The 18,342-nt window shown below is 68.3% G+C and carries 20 protein-coding genes; 6 read left to right on the top strand and 14 right to left on the bottom strand.

From position 1 onward, the window contains the following. Positions 1-11: 11 nt before the first annotated feature. From ABSY19_RS16105 to ABSY19_RS16080, 6 genes are all read right to left on the bottom strand, one after another. Positions 12-545: a MarR family winged helix-turn-helix transcriptional regulator gene (locus ABSY19_RS16105; RefSeq protein ID WP_382153330.1), complete on the bottom strand. Its 534-nt coding sequence runs from the start codon at positions 543-545 to the stop codon at positions 12-14. 75 nt (positions 546-620) lie between these two features. Then, the gene (locus tag ABSY19_RS16100; protein WP_382153327.1) at positions 621-1,901 is read right to left on the bottom strand and encodes a TRAP transporter large permease subunit; all 1,281 of its coding nucleotides are present in this window, start codon (positions 1,899-1,901) and stop codon (positions 621-623) included. A gap of 11 nt (positions 1,902-1,912) precedes the next feature. Continuing rightward, the gene (locus ABSY19_RS16095; RefSeq protein WP_382153324.1) at positions 1,913-2,410 is read right to left on the bottom strand and encodes a TRAP transporter small permease; all 498 of its coding nucleotides are present in this window, start codon (positions 2,408-2,410) and stop codon (positions 1,913-1,915) included. A gap of 19 nt (positions 2,411-2,429) precedes the next feature. Next, on the bottom strand, positions 2,430-3,818 hold the full coding sequence (locus ABSY19_RS16090; protein ID WP_382153321.1) for an FAD-binding oxidoreductase: 1,389 nt from the start codon (positions 3,816-3,818) through the stop codon (positions 2,430-2,432). A gap of 65 nt (positions 3,819-3,883) precedes the next feature. Next, positions 3,884-4,906, bottom strand: a complete 1,023-nt coding sequence (locus tag ABSY19_RS16085; protein WP_382153319.1) for a TRAP transporter substrate-binding protein — start codon at positions 4,904-4,906, stop codon at positions 3,884-3,886. Next, positions 4,903-5,814 (bottom strand): fumarylacetoacetate hydrolase family protein, encoded by a 912-nt coding sequence (locus ABSY19_RS16080; RefSeq protein ID WP_382153316.1) that lies wholly within the window; start codon positions 5,812-5,814, stop codon positions 4,903-4,905. Before ABSY19_RS16080 ends, ABSY19_RS16085 begins: the two co-directional genes overlap by 4 nt. Before the next feature lie 119 nt (positions 5,815-5,933). Here ABSY19_RS16080 and ABSY19_RS16075 point away from each other — a divergent pair, with 119 nt between their 5' ends. The 3 genes from ABSY19_RS16075 to ABSY19_RS16065 all read left to right on the top strand — a co-directional run bounded on the left by ABSY19_RS16075 (position 5,934) and on the right by ABSY19_RS16065 (position 8,301). Further along, complete coding sequence (locus tag ABSY19_RS16075) at positions 5,934-6,611, top strand: GntR family transcriptional regulator (RefSeq protein ID WP_382153313.1); 678 nt, start codon at positions 5,934-5,936, stop codon at positions 6,609-6,611. A 70-nt stretch (positions 6,612-6,681) separates the two neighbouring features. After that, positions 6,682-7,617: an aldo/keto reductase gene (locus ABSY19_RS16070; protein WP_382153310.1), complete on the top strand. Its 936-nt coding sequence runs from the start codon at positions 6,682-6,684 to the stop codon at positions 7,615-7,617. A 9-nt stretch (positions 7,618-7,626) separates the two neighbouring features. Next, complete coding sequence (locus ABSY19_RS16065; RefSeq protein ID WP_382153307.1) at positions 7,627-8,301, top strand: DUF6064 family protein; 675 nt, start codon at positions 7,627-7,629, stop codon at positions 8,299-8,301. Here ABSY19_RS16065 and ABSY19_RS16060 read toward each other — a convergent pair. The 3 genes from ABSY19_RS16060 to ABSY19_RS16050 are packed head-to-tail and all read right to left on the bottom strand — an operon-like array spanning position 8,264 to position 10,680. Further along, complete coding sequence (locus ABSY19_RS16060; RefSeq protein WP_382153304.1) at positions 8,264-8,521, bottom strand: VF530 family DNA-binding protein; 258 nt, start codon at positions 8,519-8,521, stop codon at positions 8,264-8,266. The genes ABSY19_RS16065 and ABSY19_RS16060 overlap by 38 nt on opposite strands. Further along, on the bottom strand, positions 8,518-9,465 hold the full coding sequence (gshB, locus tag ABSY19_RS16055; RefSeq protein WP_382153300.1) for a glutathione synthase: 948 nt from the start codon (positions 9,463-9,465) through the stop codon (positions 8,518-8,520). Before gshB ends, ABSY19_RS16060 begins: the two co-directional genes overlap by 4 nt. A gap of 12 nt (positions 9,466-9,477) precedes the next feature. Further along, positions 9,478-10,680 (bottom strand): benzoate/H(+) symporter BenE family transporter, encoded by a 1,203-nt coding sequence (locus tag ABSY19_RS16050; RefSeq protein WP_382153297.1) that lies wholly within the window; start codon positions 10,678-10,680, stop codon positions 9,478-9,480. A 160-nt stretch (positions 10,681-10,840) separates the two neighbouring features. On the opposite strand from ABSY19_RS16050, the gene ABSY19_RS16045 reads away from it, so the two are divergent. Together ABSY19_RS16045 and ABSY19_RS16040 are read left to right on the top strand one after the other, a co-directional pair. Beyond that, positions 10,841-11,203, top strand: a complete 363-nt coding sequence (locus tag ABSY19_RS16045) for a hypothetical protein (RefSeq protein WP_382153294.1) — start codon at positions 10,841-10,843, stop codon at positions 11,201-11,203. A gap of 7 nt (positions 11,204-11,210) precedes the next feature. Continuing rightward, complete coding sequence (locus ABSY19_RS16040; RefSeq protein ID WP_382153291.1) at positions 11,211-13,088, top strand: hypothetical protein; 1,878 nt, start codon at positions 11,211-11,213, stop codon at positions 13,086-13,088. 3 nt (positions 13,089-13,091) lie between these two features. Here ABSY19_RS16040 and ABSY19_RS16035 read toward each other — a convergent pair whose 3' ends face one another. Continuing rightward, complete coding sequence (locus ABSY19_RS16035; RefSeq protein WP_382153288.1) at positions 13,092-14,960, bottom strand: potassium transporter Kup; 1,869 nt, start codon at positions 14,958-14,960, stop codon at positions 13,092-13,094. A 133-nt stretch (positions 14,961-15,093) separates the two neighbouring features. Next, the gene (gene gshA, locus ABSY19_RS16030; RefSeq protein ID WP_382153285.1) at positions 15,094-16,386 is read right to left on the bottom strand and encodes a glutamate--cysteine ligase; all 1,293 of its coding nucleotides are present in this window, start codon (positions 16,384-16,386) and stop codon (positions 15,094-15,096) included. A gap of 118 nt (positions 16,387-16,504) precedes the next feature. On the opposite strand from gshA, the gene ABSY19_RS16025 reads away from it, so the two are divergent. Next, positions 16,505-16,792, top strand: a complete 288-nt coding sequence (locus ABSY19_RS16025; RefSeq protein WP_382153282.1) for a hypothetical protein — start codon at positions 16,505-16,507, stop codon at positions 16,790-16,792. Positions 16,793-16,795: 3 nt separating this feature from the next. Here ABSY19_RS16025 and ABSY19_RS16020 read toward each other — a convergent pair whose 3' ends face one another. From ABSY19_RS16020 to ABSY19_RS16010, 3 genes are all read right to left on the bottom strand, one after another. Next, on the bottom strand, positions 16,796-17,467 hold the full coding sequence (locus ABSY19_RS16020) for a hypothetical protein (RefSeq protein WP_382153279.1): 672 nt from the start codon (positions 17,465-17,467) through the stop codon (positions 16,796-16,798). A 66-nt stretch (positions 17,468-17,533) separates the two neighbouring features. Beyond that, positions 17,534-17,806 (bottom strand): DUF2277 domain-containing protein, encoded by a 273-nt coding sequence (locus ABSY19_RS16015; RefSeq protein ID WP_382153277.1) that lies wholly within the window; start codon positions 17,804-17,806, stop codon positions 17,534-17,536. A 26-nt stretch (positions 17,807-17,832) separates the two neighbouring features. Then, a complete protein-coding gene (locus ABSY19_RS16010) occupies positions 17,833-18,333 on the bottom strand; it encodes a BON domain-containing protein (protein WP_382153274.1) in 501 nt (166 codons plus the stop codon). Between the last annotated feature and the right edge of the window lie 9 nt (positions 18,334-18,342).

Raw genomic sequence — 18,342 nt, 5'->3', positions numbered from 1 at the left:
GCGCGCCCGCCTCAGGCTTTCTTCTTGCGCGGGCGCGGAGCGGCGGCGGCCTCGGGCGGCTCGTACTCGTTCACGAACGGGACGTTGGCCGTGGTGCGCACCAGCAGGTCCAGCAGCGTCTCCACCTCGCTGGCCGACAGGCCCTTGAGCAGGCGGCGTTCGCGCTCCAGAGCGGCGCGGATGACCTCGTCGTGGACGGCATACCCCTCGGGCGTGAGCGCCAGCGTGTGCCGGCGCGGGCTCTCGGGGTCTTCCTCCACCGTGAGATAGCCCTTGGTTTCGAGCTTGCGCATCTCGCGGCTGACGGCGCCCTTGTCCAGCCCGATGACCTGGCAGACGCGCACCGGCGAGATGCGGGGCTCGACCGCCAGCATGGCCAGCACGCGCCACTCGATGATGCCGATGCCATAGCGCTGGAGGTACAGCCGCGAGGCCCCGCTGGAGAGCCGGTTGGCCAGCACCGTGAGGTGGGAGGTGACGTAACCAGCGAGGTTGAGCACCTTGCGCCCTTGTCGCACCGCCGTGTTGCTGCGCCGAGTCGCCATCGTGAGTCCACTTTCCGGGTGTTGAACGTGGGCCGTACTGTACCCGGCGCGCGGACCGCGCCCCGCCCCGCTGGCTCAGCGCGTGAGGAAGCGCAGCGGCGCCAGCACCAGCTGGGGGAAGAGCACCAGCAGGAACAGCACCCCGAGCTGCGCGAGCAGGTAGGGTGAGACGGCGCGGATCACCGACTCCAGCCGCACGCGGGAGACGCCGCAGACCACGTTGAGCACCGTGCCCACCGGCGGCGTGATGAGTCCGATGGCGTTGTTCATGATGAAGAGCACGCCGAAATACACCGGGTCGATGCCGGCCATGCGCACCACCGGCATGAGCACCGGCACCAGGATCAGGATGGTGGGCGCGAAGTCCAGCGCCGTGCCCACCACGATCACCAGCAGCATGATGACAATCAGCAGCAGCGTGGGCGAGTCGGCCAGCGGTTGCAGCATGTCCGCCACCACCATGGGGATGCTGGCGGCGGCGATCAGCCAGGCCGTGACCTGCGCCGCGGCCACCAGGAACATCACCACGGCCGAGGTCTTGCCGGCCGCGAGCAGCAGCGCATGGAGCTGCGCGACCTGGAGCTCGCGGTACACCACGAAGCCCACGAAGAGCGCGTAGAACACCGCCACCACGGCCGCCTCGGTGGGCGTGAAATAACCGCCCTTGAGGCCGCCGACGATGAGCACCGGCAGCAGCAGCGCCCACACGCCCGCGAAGGTGGCCGACCAGCGCTCGCGCATCGACACTTTGGGTTCGCGCGGCATGTCGTCGCGTTTGGCCTGGTACATCCACGTGCCCACCAGCGCAAGCGCCATCAACAGGCCGGGCACGATGCCGGCGATGAACAGGCTGGTGATGGACACGTTGCCGACCACGCCGAACATCACGAAACCGATGGAGGGCGGAATGATGGGCGCGATGATGCCGCCCGAGGCGATCAGGCCCGAGGCGCGCGGCATGTCGTAGCCGGCCTTGCGCATCATCGGGATGAGCAGCGCCGCCACGGCCGCGGTGTCGGCGATGGCCGAGCCCGAGAGCGAGGCCATGATGACGCAGGCGAAGATGGCCACGTAGCCCAGACCGCCCTTGAAGTGCCCGACCCAGGCGCCCGCCACCGCGACGATGCGCCGCGAGATGCCCCCGGCGTTCATGAGCTCGCCGGCCAGCACGAAGAAGGGAATCGCCATCAGCGGGAAGCTGTCGGCGCCGGACAGCATGTTCTGCGCCAGGATCTGGGCGTTGAAGATGTCCATCCAGGCCATCATGGCCAGGCTGGAGACCATGAGCGCGAAGGCGATGGGCATGCCCAGCGCCATCGCCGCGAGCAGCGCAAAAACGAAGATGAGGACGATCATGGGAGGGGCGCTCAGGCGGCGTCGGTGAGTTGCGGGTCGGGCAGGTCCTTGCCGCGCAACAGGGTGACGATGTTGACGAGGACCATCACGCCGATGGAGGCCGCGCACAGGTAGGCGACGGAATAGACGATGGCCAGCGAGAGGCCGGTGACCAGGCCGATGTTGGCCACGTTGATGCCGTGCTGCAGGATCAGCCCCCAGAGCAACACGGCGCAGCAGGCGAGCACCAGCAGCTGGGAGAGCATCTGCGCCACCCAGCGGGTGCGGCCGGTGAGGCGGCGCACCACCATGTCCATGCCCAGGTGGCCGCCTTCGCGCATCGCCACGATGGCGCCCAGGAAGGTGAGCCAGATGAACATGAAGCGCGAGAGCTCTTCCGAGGTGTTGATGCCCGAGTCGAACACGTGGCGCAGCACCACGTTGCCGAACACCATGACGCACATGGCGGCCAGGCACAACACCATGACCCCCTCGAGCGCCTTGAAGTACCAGTGGATAAGGGTTTTCATGGGATGCGTGGCCGAAGCTTCAGAAGGAAAAGATCTTGCCTGGGTTCATCAGGTTGTGCGGGTCCATCGCGTGCTTGATCTGCCGCATCAGCGCCACCGGCGCCTCGCCCAGCTCGTCGAGCAGGAAGCCCTGCTTGTGCAGGCCGATGCCGTGCTCGCCGGTGCAGGTGCCGTCCATCGCCAGCGCGCGCGCCACCAGCCGCGCGTTGAGCGCCTCGGCCTGCGCCACCTCGTGTTCGCTGTCGCCGTCCACCAGCATCTGCACGTGGAAGTTGCCGTCGCCCACATGGCCGACGATGGGCGCGATCAGGCCCGACTGCGCGAGGTCCTGCGCGGTCTGGTTCACGCAGTCGGCCAGCTGCGAGATCGGCACGCAGACATCGGTCACCACGCTGCGGCTGCCCGGGCGCAGCTGCAGCGCGGCGAAATAGACGTTGTGTCGCGCCTCCCACAGGCGCGTGCGCTCTTCGGGGGTGTGTGACCACTGGAAGCTTTCGCCCCCGAGTTCGTCCGCGATGGCCTGCACCAGCTCGACCTGCTCGCGCACGCCGGCCTCGCTGCCGTGGAACTCGAAGAACAGGTGCGGCTGCTCGGGCAAGCCGGTCTTGCTGTAACCATTGAGCGCGCGGATCGCCACGCGGTCGACGAATTCGCAGCGCGCGATCGGCACACCCACCTGGATGGTCTGCACCACCGCCTGCACCGCCGCGTCGATGCCGGGAAAGGCGCACACCGCGGCCAGGATGGATTCGGGCAGCGGGTGCAGCTTCACCGTGGCTTCCACCACCACGCCCAGCGTGCCTTCGGAGCCCACGAACAGGCGCGTGAGGTCGTAGCCGGCGGCGCTCTTGCGCGCGCGCCGCGCCGTCTTCACCAGCTGGCCGTCGGGCGTGACCACGGTGAGGTTGACCACGTTCTCGCGCATGGTGCCGTAGCGCACGGCGTTGGTGCCGCTGGCGCGCGTGGCGCACATGCCGCCGATGGTGGCATCGGCCCCGGGATCGATCGGGAAGAACAGGCCCTTGTCGCGCAAGGCGGCGTTGAGCGCCTTGCGCGTCACGCCGGGTTGCACGGTGGCGGTCTGGTCCTCGTCGTGGATCGCGACGAGCTGGTCCATCTGCTGCAGGTTGAGCGTGACGCCGCCCTGCACGGCCAGCGTGTGGCCTTCGAGCGAGGAGCCCGCGCCGTAGGGCACCAGCGGCACCCGGTGCTCGCGGCACAGGCGGACGATGGCGAGCACCTCGTCGGTATGCCGCGCGTAGGCCACGGCGGCGGGTGGCATGGGCGCGAAGATGGATTCGTCGCGGCCGTGGTGCTCGCACACGGCGGGGCTGGTGGAGAGGCGCTCGCCGAGCAGCTGGCGCAGGCCGTCCAGCACGGCGGCTGGCAAGGGAATCGAGGCGGTCATGGCAAGGCCGACCGGGCGCGCGGCCCGGTCGTGTGAGGGAAGGAACAGCGCCTGGGAAGGCGGGCTTACTTCGACGCGGTGCGCACCTTGGCGATCTCGCTGCGCACCAGGGTCATGAACTCGGGGCCGATCTTCTCCAGGTGCGGCGCGATCGCCGGCGGCACGCGGTCGCGGATCGCCTGCAAGTCGGCGGGCGAGAACTGCGTGACCTGCACGCCCTTGTCCTTCATGCCCTGCAGCGCGCTGCCCGCTTCGGCGGCGGTGGACTTGCGCTGGAACGCGGTGGCGTTCTTCGCGGCGGTGTTCATCGCCTTCTGCTCGTCGGGCGAGAGGCTGTCCCAGTACTTCTTCGACACCGCGAAGATCAATGGCGAGTAGACGTGGCCCGAGAGCGTCATGTACTTCTGCACTTCGTAGAAGCGCTGGGTGTACATCAGCACCACCGGGTTCTCCTGGCCGTCGAAGGCCTTGGTCTCCAGCGCCACGAACAGCTCGGACCAGGGCAGCGGCGAGGCGTTGGCGCCGATGGCCTTGAAGGCGTCGAGCGTGAGCGGGTTGGGCTGGGTGCGCAGCTTCAGGCCCTTGAGGTCGTCCAGCGTGTTGACCGGGCGTTTGGAGTTGGTGATGTGGCGAAAGCCGTTCTCCCACCAGCCCAGCACGTGGATGCCGACCGCGGCGAGCTTGGCGTTGAGGTGGGCGCCCACCGGGCCGTCGAACACGGCGTGTGCCTCGGCCTCGGTGTTGAAGAGGAAGGGCACGTCCTGGAAGCCGAGCTCCTTGACCTGGCCCAGCATGGCGAGCGCGCTGCCGGTGTAGAACTCCTGCACGCCGCCCTGCAGCGCGGCCAGCATCTGCGGGTCCGGGCCCAGGGCCTGGTTGGCGATCACGGCGATCTTCATCTTGCCGCCGCTGGCCTTCTCCATCTCGGTGGCGAACTGCTTCGCGGCCTGGCCGGCCGGGTGGGCGTCGGCCATGCCGTGGCCGAAGCGCGCGTTGCGCGCCTTGAAGTCCTGCGCCAGCGCGGCGGTGCTGCCGAGCGCGGCGAAGGTGGTGAGGGCCATGGCGGCCAGCAGGCGGTTGAGCTTCATGCGGTTGTCTCCTCTTTGGGGGCGGGGTGGTGAGGGGTGGACGCGGGCGCGCGCGCCTCGATGCGGTTGCGCAGCAGGCCGATGCGCTCGATCTCGACTTCGCAGACGTCGCCGGGCTGCATGTACAGGCGCGGCTCGCGCGCATGGCCGATGCCCGCGGGCGTGCCGGCCACGATCAGGTCGCCGGGCTCCAGGGTGATGGCCTCGCTGATGGTCACGATGAGCGAGGCCACGTCGAACACCATGTCGCTGGTGTTGGCCGACTGCACGGTCTGGCCGTTGAGGCGCGTTTCCAGCCGAAGGCCGCGCGCGCCGGGCGGCAGCTCGTCGGCCGTGACCAGCCAGGGGCCGAAGGCGCCGGTGCGATCGAAGTTCTTGCCCATGGTCCACTGCGGCGTCTTGAACTGGTACTCGCGCACGCTGCCGTCGTTGAAGACCGAATAGGCCAGCACGTGCGAGAGCGCGTCCTCGTGGCGGATGCACGAGCCACCGGTGCCGATCACCGCCACCAGTTCGCCTTCGAAGTCCAGCGAGTCGGACAGGCCCGCGTGCTCCAGCGGCGCGCCATGCGGCACCACACTGGTGTTGAAGCGCGAGAACAGCGTGGGGTAGGCCGGCTGCTCGAAGCCGCTTTCTTCGGTGTGGTCGCGGTAGTTCAGGCCCACGCAGATGATCTTGCGCGGCTCGGCCACCGGGGCCAGGAAGCGCACGGTGGCGAGATCCACCACCGGCTGGGCGCGCATCGCGGCGGCGGCGGCGTCCAGCGCCGGGCGGCCCCCGCGGATCGCGGCGTCCAGCGCGCCCGGGTAGGCGGCGGCGCCTTCGGTGGCGCCATGCCAGCCCCCGCTGGCCGGATCCTGCACCGCCCAGCCCTCACGCCCGTCCCGCTGGAAACGCAACAACTTCATCGAATGCTCCTCTGTGTGTGAATGTGTCTGGGTCGGGACTCTATCATTGACGATGTATCTTTCAACAAATAATCTATTCTTTTCTCATTGGTACATTCCCTCATACAATCTCGCCTGCCATGCCCACCCCCGCCGCCAAACTCACCCAGGCCGAGACCGTCTGCCAGCTCATCCGGGCGGAAATCCTGGAGGGCCGCCTGCTGCCGGGGGCCAAACTCAACATCAAGGCGCTGGAACAGCGGTTCGAGGTCAGCCTGGGCGCCATCCGCGAAGCCCTCTCGCGCCTGGGGGCCGAGGGCATGGTGGTCGCCGAGTCCCACCGGGGCTACCGCGTGGCGCCGGTCAGCAGGGAGGAACTGCTGGACCTCACGCGCACGCGCGTGGAGTTGGAATCGCTCTGCCTGAGCAAGGCCATGCAGCACGGCGACGTGGAGTGGGAGATCCGCATCGTCGCCGCGACGCACCGCATGGAGCGGCTGCAGGACATCCCCTCGGACGAAGAGGCGCGCAAGGCGCCGGCCTGGAACCAGGCCCACGGCGCCTTCCACGAAGCGCTGGTGAGCGCCTGCCCCAGCGTGTGGCTGCTGCGCATGCGCGAGCTGCTCTACGCACAAAGCGAGCGCTACCGCCTGCTCTCTGTGCCGCTGGACACCGATCACCACCGCGACGTGAAAGCCGAACACAAGCGCCTGGTGGATGCGGTGCTCGCGCGCGACGAGCCCGCCGCGCTCAAGGCGCTGGAAGAACACTTCTTCGCCACTGTGCAGATCATCCTGCGCTCGCCCTTGCTGAAGTAAGCCGCGCGGGCCGGAACTTCCCGGCACCGCGCCACGTCCCACGGCTTTCACGCCCCAACGGGAGGCCACCATGTTTCCTCCGCCGTTCCGCGGCAACCGCCGCCAGTGGCTGGGCGCCGCGCTCGGCGCACCCCTGGCCGCGGCCTGGCCGGCCTGGGCCGCCAACCCGGCGGCACCGGGCCTGCTCACGCGCCGCATCCCGGCCAGCGGCGAGGCCCTGCCCGTCGTCGGCCTGGGCAGCTGGATCACCTTCAACGTGGGCAACGACCCGCAGGCGCGCGACGCCTGTGCCGAGGTGGTGCGCGCCTTCTTCGAGGCCGGCGGGCGGCTGATCGACAGCTCGCCCATGTACGGCTCCTCGCAACCCACCATCGGCCACGCGCTGGCGAAACTCCGGCACCCGGCCGCGCTGTTCTCGGCCGAGAAGGTGTGGGTGGGCGACGCGGCGCGCGGTCACGCGCAGATGGAGGCCTCGCGGGCCTTCTGGGGCGTGCCGCGCTTCGACCTCATGCAGGTGCACAACCTGCTGGGCTGGGAAGGCCACCTGCCGCGCCTGTTCGAGATGAAGGCGCAAGGCCGCCTGCGCTACGTGGGCATCACCACCTCCGAAGGCCGGCGGCACACCGAGCTCGAACGCGCCATGCGCACCCAGCCGATCGACTTCGTGCAGCTCAGCCTCAACCTGCTCGACCGGGAGGCCGAGCAGCGCCTGCTGCCGCTGGCGCAGGAGCGCGGCATCGCGGTGCTCGCGAACCGGCCCTTCCGCGAGGGCGCGCTGCTGCGCGATCTCGCGCGCCACAAGCTGCCGGGTTGGGCGGCGGAGATCGGCTGCGACGGCTGGGCGCAGGTGGCGCTGAAGTTCGTGGTCTCGCACCCGGGCGTGACCTGCGCGATCCCCGCCACCAGCCAGGTCGCGCACCTGCGGCAGAACATGGGCGCGGCGCGCGGCCCCCTGCCCGACGCGGCGCTGCGCGCGCGCATGGCGCGCGACGTGGCCGCGCTGTAGGGCCACGCCATGAGCGAATGGTGGACCTACCGGCCGGCGGATTTCCTGATGTTCGCGCCGCGCACCTACTGGCGGCTGTTCGAGCTGCAGAACGCCGCGTGGTGGCCGGCGCCCTGGGTCTTCAGCCTGCTGGCGATGGCGCTGGCGATCGGCCTGTGGCGCCGCCCTGCCCAGGCCGCGCGCGTGGGCCTCATCGGCGCGGCGCTCGCGTGGGCCTGGGTGGCCTGGAGCTTTCTCTGGTGGCGCTACACCCCGATCAACTGGGCCGCGAGTGCCTTCGCCATCGCCTTCGCGCTGCAGGCGCTGGGCCTGCTCGCGCTCGCTTGGCGCCGGCCCCACGCCACCACCTCACCGGGCCGCCGCCGGCTCGGCCTGGGCCTGCTGCTGTGGGCAGTGGGGCCGCATCCCGCGCTGCCCCTGGTCTTCGGCCGCCCGTGGTCGCAGGCCGAGGTGATCGGCCTGGCGCCCGACCCCACGGCCATCGCGACGCTGGGCCTGCTGCTCTGCCTCGACGCCCACCCGCGCGCCCTGCCGGGGGCGCTGCGCGCCGGCGCGGTGGCCTGGCTGTTGCTCAGCGCGGCCACGCTGGCCACCCTGGGTTCGGCGCAGGCGGTGGTGCCACTGGCCGCCGCGCTGCTGGCGCTGGTCAGTCCCGGCCCGCGCGGCGCTGTTCGCGCAGCATGAACAGGTACAGCCCTTCCACCTTCTCGCGCGCCCACGGCGTCTTGCGCAGGAAGCGCAGGCTGGACGGGATGCTCGGGTCGATGTTGAAACAGCGCACCGGGATGCGCTCGCCCAGGCCGTCCCAGCCGTAGTGGTCCACCAGCGCGGTGAGGATCGCCTCCAGCGTGAGGCCGTGCAGCGGGTTGCGCGGCTGGGCCGAAGGCGCAGGGGTGTCGCTCATGCGAGCGCCGCCTCCAGCGCGTCGACGAACATCGCGGGCACGTCGAAACCGGTCTGCTGCTGGATCTCCTGGAAGCAGGTCGGGCTGGTGACGTTGATCTCGGTCACCTTGTCGCCGATCATGTCCAGCCCCACCAGCAGCAGGCCGCGCGCGGCCAGCGTGGGGGCGATGGCCTCGGCCACGGCACGGTCGGTGTCGCTCAGCGGCTGGGCCACGCCCTTGCCGCCGGCCGCGAGGTTGCCCCGCACCTCGCTGCCCTGCGGAATGCGCGCGAGCACGAAGGGCGCGACCTGGCCGCCGATCAGCAGCAGGCGCTTGTCGCCCAGCACGATCTCCGGCAGGTAGCGCTGCACCATCACGCTGGTGGCGCCGCCCTGGTTCAGCGTCTCGATGATGGAGCCCAGGTTCATGCCGTCGGGCCCGACGCGGAAGATGCCCATGCCACCCATGCCGTCGAGCGGCTTGAGGATGATGTCCTTGTGCTCGGCGTGGAAGGCGCGGATGGCCTCGGGCCGGCGCGTCACCAGCGTGGCCGGCGCGAACCGCGCGAACTCCATCAGCGCGAGTTTTTCCGGGTGGTCGCGCAGCGCGCGCGGGCTGTTGAACACGCACGCGCCTTCGCGCTCGGCCTGCTCCAGCAGGTGCGTGGCGTAGAAGAACTCGCTGTCGAACGGCGGGTCCTTGCGCATCAGCACGGCATCGAAGCTGTGCAACGGCTCGCGGCCTTCGCGCGTGGTGGTGAACCAGGCCTCGGCGTCACCGGTGAGCGTGACGTGGCGCACCTGCGCCGTCACCGGCTGGCCGCTCTGCCACTGCAGGTGCTCGGGCTCGCAGGCCGCCAGCGTGTGGCCGCGCCGCTGCAGCTCGCGCATCATGGCGAAGGTGGTGTCCTTGTAAATCTTGAAGGCTTCGAGCGGGTCGGCGACGACGAGGATCTTTTTCATGGCGTTGTTCGTTCAGGGCTTTTTCGAGGTGAGTCCGTACTGTTGCACAAGCAGCGCGACGGCGCCGGCGACCACGCCCCAGAAGGCCGAGCCGATGCCGCCGATGACCACGCCGCTGAGCGTGACGAGAAAGGTGATGAGCGCGGCCTCGCGGTGCGCGTCGTCCTTGAGCGCGGCGTGCAGGCCGCCACCGATGCTGCCCAGCAGCGCGATGCCGGCGATGGCCATGACCAGCTCGCGCGGGAAGGCGATGAGCAGGCCGGTGATGGCCGCGCCGAAGAGGCCGATCAGCACGTAGATGCCGCCGCACACCACGGCGGCGGTGTAGCGTTTCTTCGGGTCGGCGTGGGCTTCGGGGCCCATGCAGATGGCCGCGGTGATGGCGCTGAGGTTGAGCGCGAAGGCGCCGAAGGGCGCGAGCACCAGCGTGGCCGCGCCACTGAGCGTGATGATCTTCGAGATCGGCATGTCGTAACCCGCCGCGCGGATCGCGGCCACGCCCGGCAGGTTCTGCGAGGCCATGGTGACGACGAACAGCGGCAGCGCCAGGCTGGTGAACGCGGCGAGGCTGAAGACGGGCATGGTGAACACCGGCATGGCAAGTTCGAAGCTCACCGCGCCGCCATTGAACTGGCCCCGCGCCACCACGTAGGCGATGGCCACCGCCAGCGTGAGCGGCACCGCATAACGCGGCAGCAGGCGCCGGCCCAGCAGGTAGGCCAGCAGCATCAGCACCACCAGCGGCAGCGCGGTCTGCGCGGCGGCGAAGGCCTGCAGGCCGAAGCGCGCCAGCACGCCGGCCAGCAGGGCCGAGGCGATCGCCATCGGAATCTTGTTCATCACGCGCTCGAACCAGCCGGTGGCGCCCACCAGCACGATCAGCGCGGCGCTGATGAGGAAAGCCCCCACGGCATCGGCCATGGTGAAGCCACCGGCCAGGCCCGCCGTGGCCAGCACCGCCGCGCCCGGCGTGCTCCAGGCGATCATGACGGGCTGGCGCAGCACCAGCGAGGGAATGGCCGAGCACAGGCCCATGCCCAGGCCGAGCGCCCACATCCACGAGGTGATCTGCGCGGGGGTGGCGCCAAACGCCTGCGCGGCCTGGAAGACGATGGCCACCGAGCTGGTGAAGCCCACCAGCACGGCCACGAAGCCGGCCGTGGCGGCCGAGAGGTTGACGTCTCGAAAAAAGGAGGGGGACGCGGTGGAAGACATCGGGCGATTGTGCCGGGCGGCGGCACAACGCACGGGGGCCACCGGCAATGGCCCCGGAACCCCGCTCGGCGGGCGCCGACGGAACCGAACCGCCAGGTCCCGCACTACTCCCTGACGGGTCGCGCTCGAGACGGCCCGGCCGTTCAACCAGGACCCCACCATGCGCTATGCCGCCTTGATGCACAAGCTCTTTGAGCAAACCCAGCTGGACAACTGGCAGGGCACCGCCCGGACCCCTCACTTCGAGGTGGACGGCACCATTGTCGGACTGATTCCCAAAGGCGATTCGGGTCTCGTCGTGTACGTCGACCTCGGCCATCAACCCGGCAATGAGATTCAACTGCTGGAGTACAACGCCCGCGCCAATGACGAGGTGTCGGGCTGCTTTGTGGTCGTGCCCAACTCGGGGAAGGTGGCGTACCGCTTCGACGTGCCCCTGGACGCGCTGGAACGCACCCCCTCCTTGCCGGCCTGGCTGCAGGCGCGCGTCAACCAGGCCCGCACCGCGCTGGCCAGCGCCTGAGCCCCTCATGAACCCCATCATCAGAAACGCCCTCGGCACCTGCCTCCCCGGCGTGGGCAGCGCATTCGTCAAGGTCCACGCCAAGCCGTTCGCCCAGCTGTTGTTCAGCGAGACGAGGCGCAACCCCGAGGGCGCGCTGTCGAAGACCGGCCACATCGCCTTCCGACTGAACGCCACGGAATTCACCTCGCTCCAAAGCTTCCTGGGCCAGCCCGCAGACGCCGAACACCCGGGGTCCATCGGTCATCAGCCCGACAACCACACGCCGGTGCTTCGCCGCGACACCATCCACACCGACATGGGTGGGAAAGACGTCGAGTACGAGAACCTCACCTGGCTTGCGCTCCCCCGGTGGGCAGAACAGCGCTTCGACCACACCCCTCGGTCCATGGGCGTCGGTGAACTCACCCCCCAACACCTCGAAGCACTGGCGCGGGTCATCGGGGGTGAAGAATTCGGCCTCTACTCCCTGCGCGGTGACAAGCCCATCGACATGCTCAGCGCCGAAGACCTCCGCGCATTCCTGATCGACGGCAAAGCGCCCCGGCACGCTCCCAACTGCGTCGATTTCGTCAAGGCGGTCCTGGTGGCATGGGCCCGGCTGGAGGGCTCACCCGAGGCCGTGATGCGTTTCGCCGCCTCACTGGCCGACTGCCGCTATCCCCAGGATGTCGCCGCGTTGGCCCAGGTGCATTTCGGGGCGGACGACAAAGGGGTCATCCAGTTTCGACCCGGCAAGGAGGTAGCGGCCCCCGAACGACTCGACAACCAGCGCTTCCACGGCCAGTTCCTCGAAGCGTCCGGGCTGTCCAAGGAGGTCTTTGACAGGATGTGCGCCGACCTGGCGGCCAAGGGGCTGATCTTCGGCGAGGTCTTCGAGCACGACGGGACCTGGGGCACCACCTTCTTCAACGGGCTCGGCAAGCGGCTGCGGGCGTGCCAGCCGCACGAAGGCGTGGCGGCCATCTGCTACCACCAGGATACCTACAAGGGTGGCATCACCCACGTCTCGCTGATGGCGTTCGCCCCGGATGGCGGCGCATCGGTCTGCCACCACGAGTCCATCAGGGTGTCGGCCCAAGACCCTGTGAGCAACCTGATGCCGGGCATCGTCGGGGTGCCGTCCAACACCTACGACACCACGGACCTTCACCAGCGGGTGCTGGGCGACAAGGCCCGTGAGGTCACCACGTTGCCGATCCGGCACTCGTACGACCTCTCCGGCCCGCCCATGGTCCAGTTCGCCCACCTGAACAACTGGGCCGCCTTGCGCGAATTCAACGATCGCACCGCGCACGAGAGTTATGTGAACGCCCGCGCGCTCGCCTACGGCACCGATCCCGACCAACATCTGCTGGAGAAAAAAGGCGCCTTCGGCCGTGGCCTGACCAGCACCGTCTCCGTGCCGGGCCAACGCTTCCCGCACGAACCCCTGATGCTGCCGCCCGGCGAGCGCGAAACCTCCTCCGCGGGTGCCTGGACCAACAACTGCGCGGCCCACACCCTGCGCTGCCTGCAGGCCGGCGGCTGCACGGCCCTGCCGACATGGCGCGAGCCTGTGGGCGAGTGGCGGCTGAGTGAAGTCGCCGAGGTGCTTCTGAAGACGGGCCTCATGCCGTGCACCGACCCGGAGGTTGCGCACATCATGGACGACGCCGGCTACAGATACGATCCCGAAGAGGGTGTCGTCGTCGATGCCGGCTCGTTCCTGACCCTGGCGTACCACTGGTCCATGTCGCCCGTCGGCTCACCGGGCGTCTACCCACCCGATGTGCCGCGCAACGAGGTCCAGGACAAATCCCTCGCCGAGGCCGTGCTGAGGAAACGGCTGGACCGGCTGAGCAAGACCATCTCGGACCACCAGGCGTCCTTCCGGAAAATCTGACCCCTAGATCTCCACCTTCGAGCCCAGCTCGATCACCGCGTTGCTCGGCAGGTTCAGGAACTCGGCCGCCGCGCTCGCGTTGTGGTGCATCTGGGCGAACAGCTTCTCGCGCCAGGGCGCCATGCCGCTGCCGATGGTGGGCACCACCACATCGCGCGAGAGGAAGTAGCTGGTGGTCATCGGGCCCATGTCGCAGCCGCGCCCGCGCATGGCCGACAGCGCCTCGGGCAGGTCCAGGTCGTTCTTGAAGCCGTAGTTCACCACCACCTGCCAGCAGTCGTGCCCCAGCGGCTCGATCTCCAGCCGCTTGTTCAGCCCGATCCAGGGCACTTCCTGGCTGCGCACGGTGACGAACAGGTTCTGCTCGTGCAGCACCTTGTTGTGCTTGAGGTTGTGCAACATGGCGTTGGGCACGGTGCCGATGTCGGCCGTGAGGAACACCGCTGTGCCCTCCACCCGCACGGGCGGTGCGATGAACAGCGCATCGAGGAAGCTGTTCAGCTCGATCGATTCGGCGTGCTGCGCCTCGGTCATGAGCGAGCGGCCGCGCTTCCAGGTCATCATGAGCGTGAACACCGCGCCGCCGATGAGCAGCGGGAACCAGCCGCCGGCGAAGAGCTTGAGCAGGTTGGAACTGAAGAAAGCCAGATCGACCAGGAAGAAGAAACCGGTGGCCAGCGCGCACAGCCACAGCGGGTACTTCCAGCTGTAGCGAATCACGTAGAAGGTGAGCACCGTGGTGATGAGCATGTCCAGCGTGACCGCGATGCCGTAGGCCGCCGCGAGGTTGCTGGACGACTTGAACATCACCACCGCCAGCACGATGGCGGTGAACAGGCTCCAGTTCACGAACGGCATGTAGATCTGGCCGGTGTGCTTCACGCTGGTGTGCTGGATCTTCAGGCGCGGCAGGTAACCGAGCTGGATCGCCTGCTTGGTCACGCTGAAGGCGCCGGTGATCAAGGCCTGCGAGGCGATCACCGTGGCCATGGTGGCCATGATCACCAGCGGCAGCAGCAGCCACTCGGGCGCCATGTTGAAGAACGGGTTCTTCACGGCCGCCGGGTCGGCCAGCAGCAATGCGCCCTGGCCGAAGTAGTTCAGCGTGAGGCAGGGCATGACGACCGAGAACCAGGCCAGGCGGATCGGGCGCTTGCCGAAGTGGCCGAGATCGGCGTAGAGCGCCTCGGCGCCGGTGACGCACAGCACCACCGCGCCCAGGATGATGAAGCTGGTGCCGGGCTGCGCCCACATGAAGCGCAGCGCGTGCAGGGGGCTGAGCGCGCCCAGGATCTCGGGATGGCCCACGATCTGCGACACGCCCAGCGCGGCGATGGTGAGGAACCAGGCCAGGGTGATCGGGCCGAAGAAGCGGCCGATGCCGCTGGTACCACGCTTCTGCACCGCGAACAGCGCGAACAGCACCAGCAGGGTGATGGGCACCACGTAGTGCTTGAAGTGCGGCGAGATCACCTCCAGGCCCTCGACGGCCGAGAGCACCGAGATCGCCGGCGTGATGACGCCGTCGCCATAGAACAGCGCGGTGCCGAAGATGCCGATGGCCAGCAGCGTCTGGCGCAGGGCGGGCCGCTCCTTCACCGCCATGGAGGCCAGCGCGAGCATCGCGATCAGGCCGCCTTCGCCGTTGTTGTCGGCGCGCAGCACCAGCACCACGTACTTGAGGGAGACGATGACCGTCAGCGTCCAGAACAGGATGGACAGGATGCCGTAGACGTTGGCGTGGGTGAAAGGCACGTGGCCGGAGCCAAAGACCTCCTTCATGGCGTACAGCACGCTGGTGCCGATGTCGCCGTACACCACGCCGATGGCGCCGAGGGTGAGCGCAGCCAGGGACGATTTGGAAGCGGACACAAAACAACCCCGGCCTGTTGGCACGGGGTTCGGTTGTCGAGGGAACGCGATTGTGCGCCCGCCGGCAGGGCCTTGTCTGCCGGCTCAGCGCTCTAAACGGCGGCGTCCGCGCCGAATGTTGCGCCGCAGCAACTCACTCGTAGACTTCGGCGTCCGGGTCGGTGGCTTCCAGCTCGTAGCTCGCCGCCAGCATGGCCAGGCGGCCGATCACGCCGTACATGTAGAAGCGGTTGGGCACGCTCGCGCCGGGCTTCTGGCCGGGCTGCGGCAGCTGCGCGCTCTGCTCGAACGCCAGCGGCACGTAGCTGGAGCCGGGCGCGTTGAGGTTCTCGTCCACGCCGCGGTCGGCGTGCACGCGGTAGAAGCCGCCGACCACGTAGCGGTCCATCATGTAGACCACGGGCTCGGCCACCGCGCTGTTGATGCGCTCGTTGGTCAGCACGCCTTCCTGGATGATGACCTCGTGCACCTCCTGGCCGGCCTGGCCCACGGCCATGCGGGCCTTGGTCTTGGCCGAAAGGTTGTCGATGTCCTTGGCGTCGCGCACCGTCAGGATGCCCATGCCGCCCGTGCCGTTGTCGGCCTTGACCACCACGAACGGCTTTTCGTTGATGCCGTATTCCTTGTACTTGCGGCGGATCTTGCCCAGCAGCGCGTCGGTGTTGCTGCGCAGGCATTCCAGCCCGGCGTCCTCGTTGAAATCGACCTGCCCGCACTGGTTGAACATCGGGTTGATCAGCCAGTGGTCCATGCCCAGCAGCTTGCCGAAGCGCTTGGACACCTCTTCATAGGCCTTGAAGTGGTGGCTCTTGCGCCGCGTGCCCCAGCCGCCGTGCAGCGGTGGCAGCAGGTACTGCTCGTGCAGGTCTTCCAGGATGCCGGGCACGCCCGCGCTCAGGTCGTTGTTGAGCAGGATGGTGCAGGGGTCGAAGTTCTTCAGGCCCAGGCGGCGCTTGCTGCGCAGCAGCGGCTCCAGCACCACCTTGTCGCCGCCGGGCAGCTCGATGGTGGTGGGGGCCTTGATGTCGTTGGAGAGCGAGCCCAGGCGCACATTGAGCCCGGCCATGTAGAAAATGCGCTGCAGCTGCGCCAGGTTGCTCAGGTAGAAGGTGTCGGTGGTGCTCTCGGGCACCAGCAGCAGGTTCTTGGCCTCGGGGCAGATCTTCTCGATCGCCGCCATCGCGGCCTGCACCGCCAGCGGCAGCATCTCGGGCGTGAGGTGGTTCCAGCCGCCGGGATACAGGTTCGTGTCCACCGGCGCCAGCTTGAAACCCGCGTTGCGCACGTCCACCGAGGTGTAGAACGGCGGCGTGTGCTCCATCCACTCGAGGCGGAACCAGCGCTCGATCACCGGGGTGGACTCGAGGATGCGCTGCTCGAGCTCGTTGATGGGGCCGGTCAGGGCGGTGACGAGGTGCGGGACCATAGGGGGAGGGGTATTGGCGGCTGGGGAGGCAACCAGTGTAATGGGGGCGCATGACGCCAATTTCAAGCCGGTTCCAGCGCCTGGAAGCGGCCCCATTCGTGCCCGAGGGAGGGCCCCGATGACTTTTTTTGCCCTGATGACCGCCCTGGCCGCCTGGTTCAGCGTGTGGCGGCCACCCGAGAGCACCGGCCTGCGGGTGCTGCTGATGGGAATGTTCCTGCTGCTGGGCGCCCTGTTCGCCCTGGCCGGCGGCTTCGCCTACTGGTGGGACGGCGGCATGCGGCCGGCCCGCGCCAGCCCCTGGCTGCTCATCTGGGGCCTGCTGACCCTGGCCTCCCAGGCCGGCAACCTGCTGCGCGCGGTGTTCGAAGGGGAAGGCGGGACGGACTGGCCGGGGCGGCGCTGAGGCTCAGTTTTTTTCCCAATAAGTCTGGGCTTCATTCCGGCTCCAAGGCGGCAATACAGCCTTCTGGATTTCCACTCCGTCCAAAGCGGTAAAGGTCTTTTTGAAAAGAGCCACATCTCTCTCGTAAGCGTCCGTGATTTCAATATCGAAAGTCCCGGTCGAAGCCCCCGCAATCGCCTGATCAATCAATGGGACAACAGGGCCTGCACGGAATTCGTTGTCCCGTCGTTCGCGAATCACCGCATTGACCGCCCCAAGGTAGTGAGCGCCGGCGGTTGCCAAGGGCAGTTCGGAGTGCAAAGGCACGAAGTAAGTGCCCAGTACGGGAAACGCAGCGCTCATGGCGTTGAGGCCGCGAAGGGTGTACGCCGCACTATCGACCGTGAAACGCAATAGGTAGGTCACGCTTCCGTCTTCTGCAGGTGAGACGACACGGCCCTTGCCGTCCATCCGAAAGGCCACCTGCTCAGGTTTTGCCACGCCTCCACGCGCATCCAGAAGAACACCAAGCACATCTGGCTTCCACCTCGGCTTGTGTTCATTGTTCACGCGCACCGACATCAGATACAGCGGTTTCGAGGGATCAACTTTGGGGGCCCCCTCGGCCAGAGGCATGGGCAAGGAAGCACATGCCGTTGTCAGGGCCGCAAGCGTGGCTGCGAAGAAAATCTTCATCTTTTTACTCAATTTTTGTTAAACAAGTTGAGTATTTTAGACGAAAAGTTCTAATTAACTATCAAATCAGCCTGGTCCAAAACGCGCCAGCGAACGCGCCCTCGCCCTGGCCGCCTCCACCTCGCGGTTGCGCGGCGCGGCGGTGGTGCGCAGCGAGGCCATGAGTTCGCGCGCCGTCGCGGCCACCTGCTCCACCGCACGGTCGAACGCCGCTTCGTTGGCCTGCGACGGCACATTGAAGCCGCTGAGCTTGCGCACGAACTGCAGCGAGGCGTCGCGGATCTCCAGCTCGGTCGCGGGCGGCTCGAAATTGAACAGGGTCTTGATGTTGCGGCACATGGTCTCTTCACTCCTGGTGAACGCCCTCAGGGGCGGTCGGCGGCGGTCCGGTAGGGCGGGCGCGCCGAGGGGTCGTGGCGGATGATCGCGCTGGCCTGCTGCACGTGCGGCAACGCCCGCGCAAAGGCCTCGGCCTGCGCCGCCACGGCCTGGCGCCGGGCACAGCCCTCGATGTACACCACACGCCCCTGCACCGTCACCCAGAGCGTGCTGGCGGCGGTGAACGCGGGGCGCCGTTTCAGGGCCTGCCGAAAGGCGGTGGCGATGTCCTGGTCGTAGGCGAAGGCGTTGGGGCGATCGCAGGCTTTCGCGAGCCAGCAGGTCGTGCCCTTCTCGGCGCGCCGGTGCGTCTGGGCCAGCCGCTCGCGCTCGGTGATGAACGGCCCCGCCGGCCGGGGGCAGTCGGGCACGGCGGCCGAGATCTGGAAGAACGGGTCGTTGAACCAGTTCTGCGCCGCTTCACCCGCCACGGCCCCACCCGCATGCGCCAGGGCCAGGAATGCCAGCAGGCGCACCGGGCGTTTCAAGGCCGGTCT

The organism is Hydrogenophaga sp. ANAO-22, assembly GCF_042466645.1.
Taxonomy (GTDB): Bacteria; Pseudomonadota; Gammaproteobacteria; order Burkholderiales; family Burkholderiaceae_C; genus Hydrogenophaga.
Note: the sequence above shows the minus strand (reverse complement) of the source record. Positions and strands in the feature narration are given on the sequence as shown.

Bases quoted from the DNA above. Each gene is read 5' to 3' on its own strand.
- ABSY19_RS16105 (WP_382153330.1), bottom strand. From the start codon at position 545: ATGGCGACTCGGCGCAGCAACACGGCGGTGCGACAAGGGCGCAAGGTG.
- ABSY19_RS16100 (WP_382153327.1), bottom strand. From the start codon at position 1,901: ATGATCGTCCTCATCTTCGTTTTTGCGCTGCTCGCGGCGATGGCGCTG.
- ABSY19_RS16095 (WP_382153324.1), bottom strand. From the start codon at position 2,410: ATGAAAACCCTTATCCACTGGTACTTCAAGGCGCTCGAGGGGGTCATG.
- ABSY19_RS16090 (WP_382153321.1), bottom strand. From the start codon at position 3,818: ATGACCGCCTCGATTCCCTTGCCAGCCGCCGTGCTGGACGGCCTGCGC.
- ABSY19_RS16085 (WP_382153319.1), bottom strand. From the start codon at position 4,906: ATGAAGCTCAACCGCCTGCTGGCCGCCATGGCCCTCACCACCTTCGCC.
- ABSY19_RS16080 (WP_382153316.1), bottom strand. From the start codon at position 5,814: ATGAAGTTGTTGCGTTTCCAGCGGGACGGGCGTGAGGGCTGGGCGGTG.
- ABSY19_RS16075 (WP_382153313.1), top strand. From the start codon at position 5,934: ATGCCCACCCCCGCCGCCAAACTCACCCAGGCCGAGACCGTCTGCCAG.
- ABSY19_RS16070 (WP_382153310.1), top strand. From the start codon at position 6,682: ATGTTTCCTCCGCCGTTCCGCGGCAACCGCCGCCAGTGGCTGGGCGCC.
- ABSY19_RS16065 (WP_382153307.1), top strand. From the start codon at position 7,627: ATGAGCGAATGGTGGACCTACCGGCCGGCGGATTTCCTGATGTTCGCG.
- ABSY19_RS16060 (WP_382153304.1), bottom strand. From the start codon at position 8,521: ATGAGCGACACCCCTGCGCCTTCGGCCCAGCCGCGCAACCCGCTGCAC.
- gshB (WP_382153300.1), bottom strand. From the start codon at position 9,465: ATGAAAAAGATCCTCGTCGTCGCCGACCCGCTCGAAGCCTTCAAGATT.
- ABSY19_RS16050 (WP_382153297.1), bottom strand. From the start codon at position 10,680: ATGTCTTCCACCGCGTCCCCCTCCTTTTTTCGAGACGTCAACCTCTCG.
- ABSY19_RS16045 (WP_382153294.1), top strand. From the start codon at position 10,841: ATGCGCTATGCCGCCTTGATGCACAAGCTCTTTGAGCAAACCCAGCTG.
- ABSY19_RS16040 (WP_382153291.1), top strand. From the start codon at position 11,211: ATGAACCCCATCATCAGAAACGCCCTCGGCACCTGCCTCCCCGGCGTG.
- gshA (WP_382153285.1), bottom strand. From the start codon at position 16,386: ATGGTCCCGCACCTCGTCACCGCCCTGACCGGCCCCATCAACGAGCTC.
- ABSY19_RS16025 (WP_382153282.1), top strand. From the start codon at position 16,505: ATGACTTTTTTTGCCCTGATGACCGCCCTGGCCGCCTGGTTCAGCGTG.
- ABSY19_RS16020 (WP_382153279.1), bottom strand. From the start codon at position 17,467: ATGAAGATTTTCTTCGCAGCCACGCTTGCGGCCCTGACAACGGCATGT.
- ABSY19_RS16015 (WP_382153277.1), bottom strand. From the start codon at position 17,806: ATGTGCCGCAACATCAAGACCCTGTTCAATTTCGAGCCGCCCGCGACC.